The organism is Pedococcus sp. P2_D9, assembly GCF_056404275.1.
Map to the genome: position 1 here is coordinate 73,268 of NZ_JBFUEI010000007.1, position 13,352 is coordinate 86,619.

Below are 13,352 nucleotides of genomic sequence, written 5' to 3' on the forward strand. Positions count from 1 at the left end.
TGTGCACCGCAGCGGCATACAGTTGCACACTCGCCGACCAGGCGCCACGCTGCACAGATGACGACCCACGCCACCGACACGTCCCTTGACCTGACCCCGCAGGAACGCGAGGCGAACCTCGACATCGAGCAGCTCAAGCAGCTGGTCGGCCTCGTCGAGTACGACGAGAGCAAGGACCCCTTCCCCGTCACCGGCTGGGACGCCATCGTCTTCGTCGTCGGCAATGCGAGCCAGACCGCGCACTACTACCAGTCGGCCTGGGGGATGGAGCTGGTCGCCTACAGCGGACCCGAGAACGGCCAGCGCGACCACAAGTCGTTCGTCCTCAAGTCCGGCTCGATCCGGTTCGTCGTCAACGGCGCGGTGAGCCCGGACAGCCCGCTCATCGAGCACCACGCCAGGCACGGCGACGGCGTCGTCGACATCCCCCTCGAGGTGCCCGACGTCGACAAGTGCGTCGCCCAGGCCAAGCGGTCGGGCGCCCGCGTCGTCCGTGAGGCCGAAGACGTCACGGACGAGCACGGCACGGTGCGGATCGCGTCCATCGCCACCTACGGCGAGACGGTGCACACCCTCGTCGACCGCTCCCGTTACGACGGTCCCTACCTGCCCGGCTACGTCGCCAGGCAGTCGACGTGGGTCAAGCGCGAGGGTGCGCCCAAGCGCCTCTTCCAGGCCCTCGACCACATCGTCGGCAACGTCGAGCTCGGCAAGATGGACGAGTGGGTGACCTTCTACAACAAGGTCATGGGCTTCGTGAACATGGCCGAGTTCGTCGGCGACGACATCGCCACCGACTACTCCGCGCTGATGTCCAAGGTCGTCGCCAACGGCAACCACCGGGTGAAGTTCCCCCTCAACGAGCCGGCGATCGCCAAGCGCAAGAGCCAGATCGACGAGTACCTCGAGTTCTACAACGGCCCCGGTGCCCAGCACCTCGCGCTCGCGACGAACGACATCCTGCGCACCGTCGACGAGCTGCGCGCCAACGGCGTCGAGTTCCTCGACACCCCGGACTCCTACTACGAGGACGCCGAGCTGCGCTCGCGGATCGGTCAGGTGCGGGCACCCATCGAGGAGCTGCAGAAGCGCAAGATCCTCGTCGACCGCGACGAGGACGGCTACCTCCTCCAGATCTTCACCAAGCCGCTCGGCGACCGCCCGACCGTGTTCTTCGAGATCATCGAGCGGCACGGTTCGCTCGGCTTCGGCAAGGGCAACTTCAAGGCGCTGTTCGAGGCCATCGAGCGCGAGCAGGACGCCCGCGGCAACCTCTGAGTCGCGCCCCAGGTCGAGGGCTGGGTATGCCGGGTGGTGACCACCCGGCATACCCAGCCCTTCTGCTGTGCGCGCTGGGGCCACGCGGCCGGGGACGAGTGGCGTGAACGTCTCGGCCAGCGTGAGACGCTTGGGGCATGAGTACGCCAACGACTCCCGGCTGGTACGACGACCCGCAGGACGACACCAAGCTGCGTTACTTCGACGGCGTGATCTGGAGCAACCACACGACGCCCCGGTCCACCCGTCCGACGGCAGCAGCCTCGCAGACCGGGCAGCAGCAGTTCCCGGGTCAGGGACACCCGCCCCAGTACCCGGGCCAGACACAGGGCCAGACACAGGGTCAGGGTCAGGTGCAGGACCAGCCGCAGGGGCAGCCTCCGCAGGCGCCGGGCGGGTCTGCCTCGCCGCCGGCCACCGGAGCGGGCGCACCGGGACAGCAGTACCCGGGCCAGCAGTACCCGGGGCAGCAGTACCCGGGGCAGCAGAGCCCGCAGTTCCCCGGCGCCCCCCAACAGGGTGGCTGGAACGCCCCCGCCTACCCGGGGATGCAGCCTGCGGCGACCACGCCGGACGGCCAGCCGCTGGCCGGGTACTGGCAGCGCGTCGGCGCCTACCTCATCGACGGCATCATCCAGTTCCTGATTCTCCTGGTGCTCGGCGGGTGGCTGGCCTTCAAGGCGATCCAGCCGGTGTGGGACGAGATCACCACCGCCGTCGACTCGGGGGACACCTCGACGCTGGACAGCATCAACACCAGCGCCGTCAACTACGGCTACCTGCTTGCCTTCGGGGTCGTCGGTGCGCTGATCGGGTTCGCGTACGCCATCTTCTTCCTGACTCGCACGGGGGCGACTCCCGGCAAGTCCGCAATGGGGATCAGTGTGCGGTTGCGCGAGCGCCCGGGACCGCTGACCGTCGCCGTGGCTGCGAGGCGCACCTCAGTGCAGGCCGTGCTGAGCCTGCTCGGCAACATCCCGCTGGTCGGCAACCTCTTCTCGCTGGCAGCCTTGGTGGACCTCCTCTGGCCCGCCTGGGACGACAAGAAGCAGGCGCTCCACGACAAGCTCGCCAAGACCAACGTGGTCGTGGGCAAGCAGCCGCGCAGCTAGGACTCAGCGCGCCGGGAGGATCGTGCCGCTGACCTCGGCCAGGTCGAGGCGAACGCCGTCCGCGCCGGTTGCCCACGCGCGCAGCACGACGGTGTCGCCGTCCTCGAGGAAGGTGCGCTCGCTGCCGTCATCGAGCCGGACCGGTTCGGTGCCGTTCCACGAGAGCTCGAGGAAGCTGCCGCGGGTGTCCTTCGCGGCGCCGGAGATGGTGCCCGAGCCGAAGAGGTCACCGCTGCGGATCGAGGCGCCGTTGACCGACAGGTGGGCCAGCATCTGGGCGGGCGACCAGTACATGTCGCGGTACTCGGGTCGGGCGACCACGCTGCCGTTCCACTCCACCTCGAGGTGCAGGTCCAGTCCGAACACGGAGTCGGCGTCACCACGCAGGTAGGGCAGCGGCTCTGGGTCCTGGCCGGGAAGCGGCACCCGGGCCGACGCCAGGGCGGCCAGCGGGGTGACCCAGGCGCTGATCGACGTGCCGAACGACTTGCCCAGGAACGGTCCCAGGGGGACGTACTCCCACGCCTGGATGTCCCGGGCGCTCCAGTCGTTGAGCAGGACGACACCGAACAGGTGCTCCTCGGCGGCTCGGCCGACCTCGACCGGCTCGCCCAGGGTGGTGCTGCCGCCCACGACGAAGCCCAGCTCGGCCTCGATGTCGAGCTTGCGGCTCGGGCCGAAGGTCGGCGCCTGGTCGGTCGGGGCCTTGCGCTGGCCCTGCGGCCGCACGACGTCGGTCCCGGAGACGACGACCGTGCCCGAGCGTCCGTGGTAGCCGATCGGCAGGTGCTTCCAGTTCGGGGTGAGCGGCTCGGAGTCGGGGCGGAAGATGCGCCCGACGTTGGTCGCATGGTGCTCGCTGGCGTAGAAGTCGACGTAGTCCGCGACCTCGATCGGCAGGTGCAGGGTGACGCCCTCGAGCGGGAGCAGGTGTGGCCGGACGCCGTCCTCGTGGACGTCGTCGGTGAGGATCTCGACCAGCCACGCGCGGGCGACCGCCCAGGCCTCGTGCCCCAGCTCGAGGAAGGGGTTGAGGCTCGGCTGTTCCCACGCCGCCGTGAGGTCGGGGCCCTCACCCACGCCGAAGGCGTCACGACCGATGCGCGCCACCTCGCTGGCGTCGAGCACCCAGTCGCCGACCCGCACACCGACCCGCGGGGCGGTGTCCGGCGTCGAGAAGACGCCGTAGGGGAGGTGGGCGACCCCGAAGGGGTGGTCGGCGGGGAGGTCGAGCCAGGTGCTGGCGGAGGACAAGTCAGGCTCCTTGGACGAGGCCGAGCGTGGTGAGCTCGCCGATCGGGTCGGTCACCTCACAGCATCCGTATGCCGTGAAGAAGGCGCGCACGATCGCCGCGTCAGCGGCGCTCATGCGGGTGATCTGGGGGACGAGGACGGCTGGATCACGTTCCGCCAGAAGGGGAACGAGCTCATCGACGTCCTCACCGTTGAGTGCCCAGCGCACCGCGGCCAGGACGTTGAGGAGGCCATGCTGCTCCTGTCCGTCATGGGTGCCCCGGACGGTGTGGTGCAGCCCCCCGGTGAGCTTGAACCCGAGGTCGTGGTCGATGGCCGTCCGGATGAACGTCGCGAGCTCTCGTTCGTCAGGCCAGGCCCACGTCTCTGTGGCGCCCGTGCGGAACTTCGCCTGCAGCGCAACGGAATCCGAGGCATCCGCAGCTATGTCGGCGATCGCGGCGAGCTGGTCGGCCCCCCGCGGCACCTCGAGGCTGACGGGCAGCCCGCCGAAGTCGGTGGCCCGCCAGTCGGGCGTCCAGCCGAGCTCGACCCCGGTCACCTCGACGAGTGCGGTCGACCGGAGTTGCCGCACGGCGGTGGCCACCTCGACGCGGGGCGTGCCCGGCCGGCCGATGACCACCACGGTCAGGGGTGTGCCGTCGAGGAGCCCGGCGAGGTCACGAGCGGCGGAGGCGGGGACGAGCAGCGGACCCACGCACGCGGCATACCCGCTGGTGCGGTGGAGGCGGTGCCGGCGCACCGCCTCGGGAAGGGGGGCGTTGCCCGGGGGGAAGACGGCGGCGTCGTCGACCAGCGAGGCGAACAGCGACGGCTCGGCCGGGCGGTCGGCGAGCGCCTCCGGCAGCGATGTCATGGCGGTGAGGCTACTAGGGTGGGGCGGGGCCGAGGACCCGGCCCGCACCGACGCGAGACCACACCGAGGTGGACCTGTGGCGCACTACCAGGCGATGGGCAGCATCCCGCCCAAGAGGCACACCCAGCACCGCCGGCCGGGGGCCCGCGGCACGAAGGGCGAGCTGTACTACGAGGAGCTCATGGGGGAGGAGGGGTTCTCCTCGGACTCCTCGCTCCTCTACCACCGCAACATCCCCTCGACCATCGCGGGCGCCCGGGAGTGGTCCATCGGTGACCTCTCGACCAGGCCGAACCACCCACTCGTGCCGCGCCACCTCAAGCTGCACGACCTCTTCGAGGCCAAGGACGTCAAGAGCACCGATGTCGTGACCGGGCGGCGCCTGGTCCTCGGCAACGGTGACGTCCGCATCTCGTATGCCGTGGCCGGGGCTCCCAGCCCGTGGTACCGCAACGGGATCGGCGACGAGTGCGTCTACGTCGAGCGTGGCAGGGCACGCGTCGAGACGGTGTTCGGGGCCTTCGACGTTGCCGAGGGCGACTACCTCGTGATCCCGCGAGCGACGACGCACCGGTGGATCCCGAAACGTTCCACCAAGGAGCCGTTGCGGGCCTACTGCATCGAGGCCAACTCGCACATCACGCCGCCCAAGCGCTACCTGAGCAAGTTCGGCCAGCTGCTCGAGCACGCGCCCTACTGCGAGCGCGACCTCCGCGGGCCGTCGGGTCCACTCCTCGCGGAGGACGTGGGGGCCAAGGCGGACGACGAGACCGACGTCTTCATCAAGCACCGCGGAAACGGGCCGTCCAGCAGTGGCGGCATCGTGGGAACCGTCCACACGCTCCCGTTCCACCCGCTCGACGTGGTCGGCTGGGACGGCTGCCTCTACCCCTACGCGTTCAACGTGCGCGACTTCGAGCCGATCACCGGCCGCGTCCACCAGCCGCCGCCCGTGCACCAGGTCTTCGAGGGCTGGAACTTCGTGATCTGCAACTTCGTGCCGCGCAAGGTCGACTACCACCCGCTGTCGATCCCCGTGCCCTACTACCACTCCAACGTCGACAGCGACGAGATCATGTTCTACGTCGACGGCGACTACGAGGCGCGCAAGGGGTCGGGTATCGGCAAGGGCTCCGTCTCGGTGCACCCCGGCGGCCACGCGCACGGGCCGCAGCCCGGTGCCTCCGAGGCCTCGATCGGGGTGGAGTTCTTCGACGAGCTGGCGGTCATGGTCGACACCTTCCGCCCGCTGGAGCTCGGCGAGGGTGGCCGGGCGGTCGATGACGGCGCGTACGCCTGGTCGTGGAGCCGGGGTGGTGCTGCCTCTGGCGGGACCACCCGGGGCGCCGAGGGATCGGACTACAGCATCGGGTGACGCCGGGTTGAGTGCACAATGCCGGTTTTGTGCACACCATGGTCGGCTATCCGCCACAGCGGTTAGGGTGGAAGAACCGCCACGTCGACGCAGCCGTGGCTCGCGCCCCGGGCACTCCGTCGAGAGCCCGGACACCCTCAGGTTGGAGGCACTCATGACGTCCGCCCGCACCGTCGCCCGGGAGCTCGCCGTGCAGGAGCGCAGCCGTCGCGAGATGATCGCGATGGCCGTGGTCGGAGGAGCTGGGGCCGCCTTCTTCGGGGGTGCGACCCGTGCGGACGCTGCGCTGGACGCGGGGCCCGCCGCGAGGCCCGGGGCTGCCGGCACGCCGGGGCGGTTCCGCCTCACCGTGCTGGGGACGACGGACACCCACGGCAACGTCTTCAACTGGGACTACTTCAAGGACGTCGAGTACGACGACTCGGCCCACAACGACATCGGGCTGGCCAAGATCTCGACCCTCGTGACGGCCCTGCGTGCCGAGCGGGGCTCGGCCAACACCCTTCTGCTCGACGCCGGTGACACGATTCAGGGAACGCCCCTGTCGTACTACTACGCCAAGGTCGATCCGATCACCATCCCCGGCGGTCCCGTCCACCCGATGGCCAAGGCCATGAACGCCATCGGCTACGACGCGGCGGCGCTGGGCAACCACGAGTACAACTACGGCCTCGACACCCTGCGCACCTTCGAGTCGCAGTGCGACTTCCCGCTGCTGAGTGCCAACTCGGTCGACTGGGCCACCGGCGCCCCGATCTTCAAGCCCTATCTCATCCGCACCTTCAAGGCGCGTGGTGGCAAGGACGTCAAGGTCGGCATCCTCGGCCTCGTGACACCGGGCGTCGCCATCTGGGACAAGGCCAACGTCGAGGGTCAGGTCCGCTTCCCGGGCATCGTCGAGCAGGCCAAGGTCATGGTCCCCAGGCTCAAGGCCGCCGGCTGCGACCTGGTCATCGTGTCCTGCCACTCGGGAGCCAAGCCCGGGTCGTCCTACGGTGACGCGCTGCCCTTCCCCGAGAACGCGTCGCGCCAGCTCGCCGAAGAGGTGGCCGGCGTGGACGCCGTGCTCGTCGGCCACGCCCACGTCGAGATCGTCGAGGAGCTCGTGCCCAGCAAGGTCACGCCGGGCAAGAAGGTCCTGCTGACCGAACCGCTGAAGTGGGGCATGCGGCTGTCGGTGATGGACTTCGACCTCGAGCTCGTCAAGGGGCGCTGGCAGCTGGTCGCTTCGCACTCGCACGTGCTCAACGCCAACGCGGTGCCCGAGGACCCGGAGGTGGCAGACCTCGTCCGTGACGACCACGCGGTCGTGCGCACCTACGTCAACTCCGTCATCGGCCGGTGCACGGTCGCCATGTCAGCGGCAACCGCACGGTTCGAGGACACCGCCGCGATCGACTTCATCAACCACGTCCAGGCCGAGGCAGTGAAGGCTGCCCTGGTGGGCACTCCCGACGAAGTGCTTCCGGTGCTTTCCATCGCCGCGCCGTTCAACCGCGACGCTGCCATCCCCGCCGGCAACGTCACGGTCCGCGACATCGCCGGCCTCTACATCTACGACAACACGCTCCTGGGGATCCGCTTCACGGGGGCACAGGTCAAGGCCTACCTCGAGTTCTCGGCCGCCTACTTCAAGACCGTGACCAGCCCCGGACCGTACGCGCCGGACGACGTGACCGGCGCCCTGAGCCCCACGACCGGGAGCCCCATCCCTGACTACAACTACGACATCATGGGCGGCCTGGACTCCTCGCTGGCCTACGACATCGACATCGCCCTGCCCGTGGGGCAGCGGATCGTCGACCTCACCTACCACGGCCAGGCCATCGATCCTGCGGCACAGTTCGTCATCGCCATCAACAACTACCGCCAGTCAGGTGGTGGCGGCTTCCCCGGAGTGACCACCGCGCCGGTGCTGTACAACGCGCAGGTCGAGATCCGACAGCTCCTGATCGACTGGACGGTCGACAAGGGGGCCAACAAGGAGCCCATCGACCCGACCACGTTCACGACCTACGACTGGAAGCTGGTCGCCAACGGTGAGCCCGTCATCGTCGAGGGCGCGGCCGAGGGTGGGCGGCACTAGCGTCGCAGGACCTCAGGTCGTGGTGAGCCGGTAGCCGCGCTTGACCACTGTCTGGATGAGTCCCTTGTGTCCCACGGCCTCACGAAGGCGGGCCACAGCCACTTCGGCGGTGTGAGGATCGGTCGAGTCGCCCGGCAGCACCGCCAGGACCTGCGCTCGCGTCACGACCTCGCCCCCGGCCGAGGTCAACACCCGCAGCACCTCGAGCCCGCTGGGGGACACGGGCAGCACGTGGTCGTCGAGCAGGGCCACGGTACGACGGACCTGGAGGCGCCCGGCGCTGGTCAGGACGGCTGAGGTCTGGGCTTGTTCGTAGTGGCTGACGAGGGTGCGCACCAGCGCGCCGAGGCGGCCCCGGTCGGGCACGATCGGCTCGATCCCCCTGTCCTGCAACGGTTTGGCCGTGATCGGGCCAACCGCGGCCATCACCATCGTGCCGCTGTGGACCCTGGACAGCACGAGCTCGCCCACACCCTGGGCGTCGACCTCGGCCAACCAGGCGGCCGCCCCAGGAGCCGAGGTGAAGACGGCCGCGTCGATCTCGCCGTCCGCGGCCGCGATGACGGACAGCTTCAGCGCCACGGGGTCCGGTGGCGGCCCCCAGCGGTACACGACCAGGCTGCGGACCAGCGCCCCAGCCGCGGCGAGCTCGGTGTCGAGGCCGTCGGCACCGGCGCCATGGTGCTGCACCGCGATCCGTTGCTGGGCAACGCCTTCAGCGAGCAGCAGGTCGAGGATCTCGGCGCTCGTCTCGGACTCCGCCACCCAGTCGGCCTGCAGCCCGGCTGCCTGGATCGCCCCGTGCGCCTTGGGGCCTCGCGCGATGATGCGGGCTCTCGAGAGAACCGTGACGAGCTGCTCAGCCAGGCCCGCGGCGTCGGCCGCCTCCACCCAGCCGCGGAACCCGATCCCGGTCGTGATCACGACGGTCTCGGGGGGCTCGGCGAGCAGCTCCCTGGTGTGGGCGAGCAGCTCCTCGTCGTGCTCGTGAGGCACGATGCTGAGGGCTGGGGCGTGCCGGACACTGGCGCCGCGGCGGGTCAGCGCGGAGGCGAGCTCGCCCGATCGACGGTCGGCCGTGATGAGCACGACGCAGCCGGCCATGACCTGGCCCAGGCGAGCGCTCACGCGCAGCCCTCGAGGAACCCCGGCGCCGCAACGGCACCGATGACGATCACGGCCGGAGCCCTGACGCCGCCCACTGCGCAGACGTCGGCGATGGTCGAGATGGTCCCTGTGGTGACCCGCTGGGTGGGCAGGCTGGCGTTCTCGACGACCGCGACCGGGATCGTGTCGGAGGCGCCGGCGTCCAGCAGCCGGGACATGTGTTCGGCCAGCAGGGAGACGCCCATCAGCACGACGAGGGTCGCCTCGCCGCGGACGACGGCAGAGACCGCAGTGTCGTCGAGCCGGCCGTGACCGTGGGCCACGTGCAGAGCACCGACCGTGCCCCGATGGGTGACGGGAATGCCTGCGACGGCAGGAGCGGACAGCGCCGAGCTGACGCCCGGCACGACTTCCACCGGTATGCCGTGGGCAGCCAGTGCCAGCTGTTCCTCGCCACCGCGTCCGAAGAGGAAGGGATCCCCACCCTTGAGCCGCACCACCAGCCGTCCACGCCCCGCCTGCTCCACGAGGATCGCGTTGATCTCCTCCTGGGTGACCGCATGCAGGCCCGGGGTCTTGCCGACGTCGATGACCTCCACGTCGGACGGCAGGTCGGCGAGCACGCTGGTCGGGCCGAGCCTGTCGGTGACGACCACATCCGCCTCTGACAGGAGGCGCCGCGCGCGCAGGGTCATCAGGTCCGCAGCGCCGGGCCCGCCCCCGACGAGCACCACCCGCCCCTGACCGGCTCGTGCACGTGCTCGACGGTGCCGGAGGTCGACCTCGCCGTTGCGCAGGCTCGCCGCGAGCTGGTCGCGGACAGCGCGAGCGCGTGCCGGGTCGGGAGCACCCTGGGACACGACCGCGAGGCTCAGGCCGGCCAGGTCGGTCGTCGCCGGGGTGCGGGCCGAGCCGTGCTCGGCCGCGCTGGCACAGATGCTCCACACCCGGCGCGCGGTCGCCCACGCGCAGACCATGGTGTTCGTCCGCGGGTCGTCGGTGGCGGCATGGACCAGCCAGACCCCCTCGACGTCGGACTCCTCGACCTCCCTGTCGTGCCAGCCCACTCGTGCGGCTGCGACCAGGTCGACGAGGTCCTCGCAGAGATGGGGAGCCACCACCGTGACGACTGCGCCGTCCGCGACCAGCCGGGCTGCCCGACGTGCGGCAACGGGGCCGCCACCGACGACCAGCACGGGGCGATCCGCGACCTCGAGGCCGACGAGCGTCGTCACCCGGCACCGTGCTGCACGGTCAGGTCAGGCTCAACGGTCAGGTCAGGCTCAACGGTCAGGTCAGGCTGAACGGTCAGGTCTGGCTGACCCGGCAGGAACGGCCGCCCGATGCTGATCACGCCGTCGAGCAGCTGCACCGGGTAGACGAGCAGGTGCCGGGCGTCCTTCCCGACGGAGTCCAGGCACTCGCCGGTTCGCAGGTCGAAGACCTGCTTGTACATCGGTGAGGCGACGGTCGGTGCTCCGCCGCGGGTGCCGACGATGCCCCGCGACATGACGTGGGCGCCGCTGTACGGGTCGAGCTGCTGCACGGCATACACGGCGTCGTCGTAGGCGCGGAACAACGCGACCTGGGCACCGTCCACCAGCGCGCAGGCACCGCGCTCGCGGGGCAGGTCCTCCAGGGCACAGACCGGCTGCCACGTCGCTTCCGCTGCACGTGACGAGAGGCTCATCTCGGCGGTCATCGGCGCACCTCCAAGGTCGTTCCGGCGATGAGCACCGAGCCATCGGTTCGTTCGGTCGGCGTGGCCGGTCGGGCCTGACCACGCTCGCTGACGTAGGCGAGGGAGTCGTCGGCCTGGTCCGGCGCGTTGACGAAGGACCCGAACCGGCGCAGCTTCTCGGGGTCGTCCAGCGCAGCAGCCCACTCGTCCTCGTAGCCGTCGACGTGGCCCGCCATCGCGTCGTCCAGGTCAGCGGCGATGCCCAGGGAGTCCTCGAGCACGACCGCCCGGATGGCGTCGAGCCCGCCCTCGTGGTCCTCCACCCACATCGCGGTGCGCTGCAGCCGGTCCGCGGTGCGGATGTAGTACATGAGGAAGCGGTCGATGGTGCGCACGAGGGTCTCGGTGTCGAGGTCCTCGGCGAGCAGCTGGGCGTGCTTGGGGGTGAAGCCGCCGTTGCCGCCGACATAGAGGTTCCAGCCGTTGTCGGTCGCGATGACCCCGACGTCCTTGCCTCGTGCCTCGGCACACTCCCGCGCACAGCCCGACACCCCCAGCTTCAGCTTGTGCGGGGACCGCAGTCCGCGGTAGCGCAGCTCCAGGGCGATGGCGAGACCGACCGAGTCCTGCACGCCGTAGCGGCACCAGGTCGACCCGACGCACGACTTCACGGTGCGCAGCGACTTCCCGTAGGCGTGGCCGGACTCGAAGCCCGCGTCGACGAGCCGCTTCCAGATCTTCGGGAGCTGCTCGATGCGAGCCCCGAACAGGTCGATCCGCTGGCCACCGGTGATCTTGGTGTAGAGCCCGAAGTCCTTGGCGACCTCGCCGATGACGATCAGCCCCTCGGGCGTGATCTCGCCGCCCGGGATGCGAGGGACGACCGAGTAGGAGCCGTCCTTCTGCAGGTTGGCCATGACGTGGTCGTTGGTGTCCTGCAACGAGGCCCGCTCACCCTCGAGGATGTGTCCGGTGCCGAGCGAGGCGAGGATCGAGCCGATGACGGGCTTGCAGATGTCGCAACCGCGGCCTGTGCCGTGGCGGCCGATGATCTCGCTGAAGGTCGTCAGGCCCTGGACACGGACCACGTCGAACAACTGTGCCCGCGAGAGCCCGAAGTGCTCGCACAGGGCGTTGCTCACCTCGACGCCGGACTTCTCGAGCTCGGTGGTGACGAGGCGCTTGACGAGCGGGAGGCAGGAGCCGCAGCTCGTCCCGGCGCGCGTGCACGCCTTCACCCCGGCGAGGTCGGTGCAGCCGTCCTCGGTCACCGAGCAGCGGATCGCCCCGGCGGAGACGTTGTTGCAGGAACACACTGTCGCCTCGTCGGGCAGGTCGCCCGCCGGTGCCGGCGCGGACCCCTCGGGGAGGAGGTATGCCGCCGGGTCGCCACCCAGGGGGCGACCCACCATCGGGCGGAGGGCGGCATACGCACTGGCGTCGCCGACGAGGATGCCCCCGCGCAGGGTGCGGGCGTCGTCGGACATGACCAGCTTCTTGTAGACGCCGGCGACCGGGTCGGAGATGACGACCTCGAGGCCGCCGGGCTCGGCGGCGAAGGCGTCGCCGAAGGACGCGACGTCGACCCCGAGCAGCTTGAGCTTCGTGGACAGGTCGGCGCCGGGGAAGGTGCCCTCGCCACCGAGCAGCCGGTCGGCGACGATCTCGGCCATGGTGTAGCCGGGGGCGACGAGTCCGAGGGTCCGTCCACCGATGCAGGCGACCTCGCCGACAGCCCAGACGGCGGGGTCGGCGGTCGCGCAGGAGTCGTCGACGACGACGCCACCGCGCTCGCCGACCTCGAGTCCGGCGTCCCGCGCGAGCTCGTCGCGCGGTCGGACGCCCACGGCGAACACCACGACGTCGACGTCGAGGGGAGCGCCCTCGGCGAACTCCATCTTCGCGACGCGGCCCAGGCGACCGACGATCTTGGACGTGGCGGTGCCGGTCCGGACCGTGACGCCCAGGGCCTCGATGAGCCGGCGCAGTGCCTCGCCGCCGCCGTCGTCGACCTGGAGGGGCATGAGGCGCGAGGCGAACTCGACGACTGTCGTGCCGACCTCGAGCGCGGTGAGGGCGCCAGCGGCCTCCAGCCCGAGGAGCCCGCCGCCGACGACTGCTCCGCGCAGGGGTCGGCCGAGCTCCTCGCGCAGCTTCTCGACGTAGGCGCGCAGGTCGGCGACGTCGTCGATGGTTCGGTAGACGAAGGCCCCACGGAGGTCCTTGCCGGGGACCGGGGGCACCGCGGCATACGAACCCGTCGCCAGGACGAGCGAGTCGTAGGGGAGCGTGCGGCCGTCGGACGTCGCCACCGTGCGGGCCTCACGGTCCACCGCGGTCGCGGCGACGCCGCGGCGCAGGGTGACCAGTGGGTCGTCCCAGAGCTCCTGCCCACCGAGGGCGAGGTCGTCGGGGTCGCGCCCGGTGAAGTACGACGTCAGGGCGACCCGGTCGTAGGGTGCCCGCGGCTCCTCGCACAGGAGCGTCACCGCCCACTCGCCGGCGGTGTCGCGCGAACGCAGGGCGTCCACGAGGCGTCGGGCGACCATGCCGCCGCCGACCACGACAAGCTGGCGCGGAGACGGGTTCTGGACCATGGCGGC

10 protein-coding genes are annotated in these 13,352 nt (G+C 70.5%); 4 read left to right on the forward strand and 6 right to left on the reverse strand.

Annotation, left to right across the window (positions count from 1 at the left end; translation table 11 throughout):
* Positions 1-57 precede the first annotated feature (57 nt).
* Both hppD and AC1DXJ_RS12735 read left to right on the forward strand, forming a co-directional pair.
* Entirely contained in the window at positions 58-1,278 is a 1,221-nt protein-coding gene (gene hppD / locus AC1DXJ_RS12730; protein ID WP_477637137.1) for a 4-hydroxyphenylpyruvate dioxygenase, read from the forward strand.
* Positions 1,279-1,415: 137 nt separating this feature from the next.
* Positions 1,416-2,390, forward strand: coding sequence for an RDD family protein (locus AC1DXJ_RS12735; RefSeq protein ID WP_477615199.1), 975 nt, complete (start codon positions 1,416-1,418; stop codon positions 2,388-2,390).
* 3 nt (positions 2,391-2,393) lie between these two features.
* Here AC1DXJ_RS12735 and fahA read toward each other — a convergent pair whose 3' ends face one another.
* Positions 2,394-3,644 carry a fumarylacetoacetase gene (fahA, locus tag AC1DXJ_RS12740; protein ID WP_477615200.1) on the reverse strand — a complete coding sequence of 417 codons (1,251 nt, stop codon included), beginning with the start codon at positions 3,642-3,644 and terminating at the stop codon, positions 2,394-2,396.
* Position 3,645: 1 nt separating this feature from the next.
* A complete protein-coding gene (locus tag AC1DXJ_RS12745; RefSeq protein WP_477615201.1) occupies positions 3,646-4,500 on the reverse strand; it encodes a hypothetical protein in 855 nt (284 codons plus the stop codon).
* 76 nt (positions 4,501-4,576) lie between these two features.
* Here AC1DXJ_RS12745 and AC1DXJ_RS12750 point away from each other — a divergent pair, with 76 nt between their 5' ends.
* On the forward strand, positions 4,577-5,875 hold the full coding sequence (locus tag AC1DXJ_RS12750) for a homogentisate 1,2-dioxygenase domain-containing protein (RefSeq protein WP_477615202.1): 1,299 nt from the start codon (positions 4,577-4,579) through the stop codon (positions 5,873-5,875).
* Between the two features lie 154 nt (positions 5,876-6,029).
* A complete protein-coding gene (locus AC1DXJ_RS12755) occupies positions 6,030-7,961 on the forward strand; it encodes a bifunctional metallophosphatase/5'-nucleotidase (RefSeq protein ID WP_477615203.1) in 1,932 nt (643 codons plus the stop codon).
* A gap of 12 nt (positions 7,962-7,973) precedes the next feature.
* On the opposite strand, the gene AC1DXJ_RS12760 is transcribed toward AC1DXJ_RS12755, so the two are convergent.
* Genes AC1DXJ_RS12760 through nirB form a run of 4 tightly spaced genes read right to left on the reverse strand, consistent with a single transcriptional unit; the run spans position 7,974 to position 13,346 of the window.
* Positions 7,974-9,065 carry a uroporphyrinogen-III synthase gene (locus AC1DXJ_RS12760; protein WP_477615310.1) on the reverse strand — a complete coding sequence of 364 codons (1,092 nt, stop codon included), beginning with the start codon at positions 9,063-9,065 and terminating at the stop codon, positions 7,974-7,976.
* 20 nt (positions 9,066-9,085) lie between these two features.
* The gene (gene cobA / locus AC1DXJ_RS12765; protein WP_477615204.1) at positions 9,086-10,303 is read right to left on the reverse strand and encodes a uroporphyrinogen-III C-methyltransferase; all 1,218 of its coding nucleotides are present in this window, start codon (positions 10,301-10,303) and stop codon (positions 9,086-9,088) included.
* Positions 10,300-10,770 carry a nitrite reductase small subunit NirD gene (gene nirD / locus AC1DXJ_RS12770; protein WP_477624380.1) on the reverse strand — a complete coding sequence of 157 codons (471 nt, stop codon included), beginning with the start codon at positions 10,768-10,770 and terminating at the stop codon, positions 10,300-10,302. The genes cobA and nirD overlap by 4 nt, the downstream gene beginning before the upstream one ends.
* Positions 10,767-13,346: a nitrite reductase large subunit NirB gene (gene nirB, locus AC1DXJ_RS12775; protein WP_477615206.1), complete on the reverse strand. Its 2,580-nt coding sequence runs from the start codon at positions 13,344-13,346 to the stop codon at positions 10,767-10,769. Before nirB ends, nirD begins: the two co-directional genes overlap by 4 nt.
* Positions 13,347-13,352: the final 6 nt, after the last annotated feature.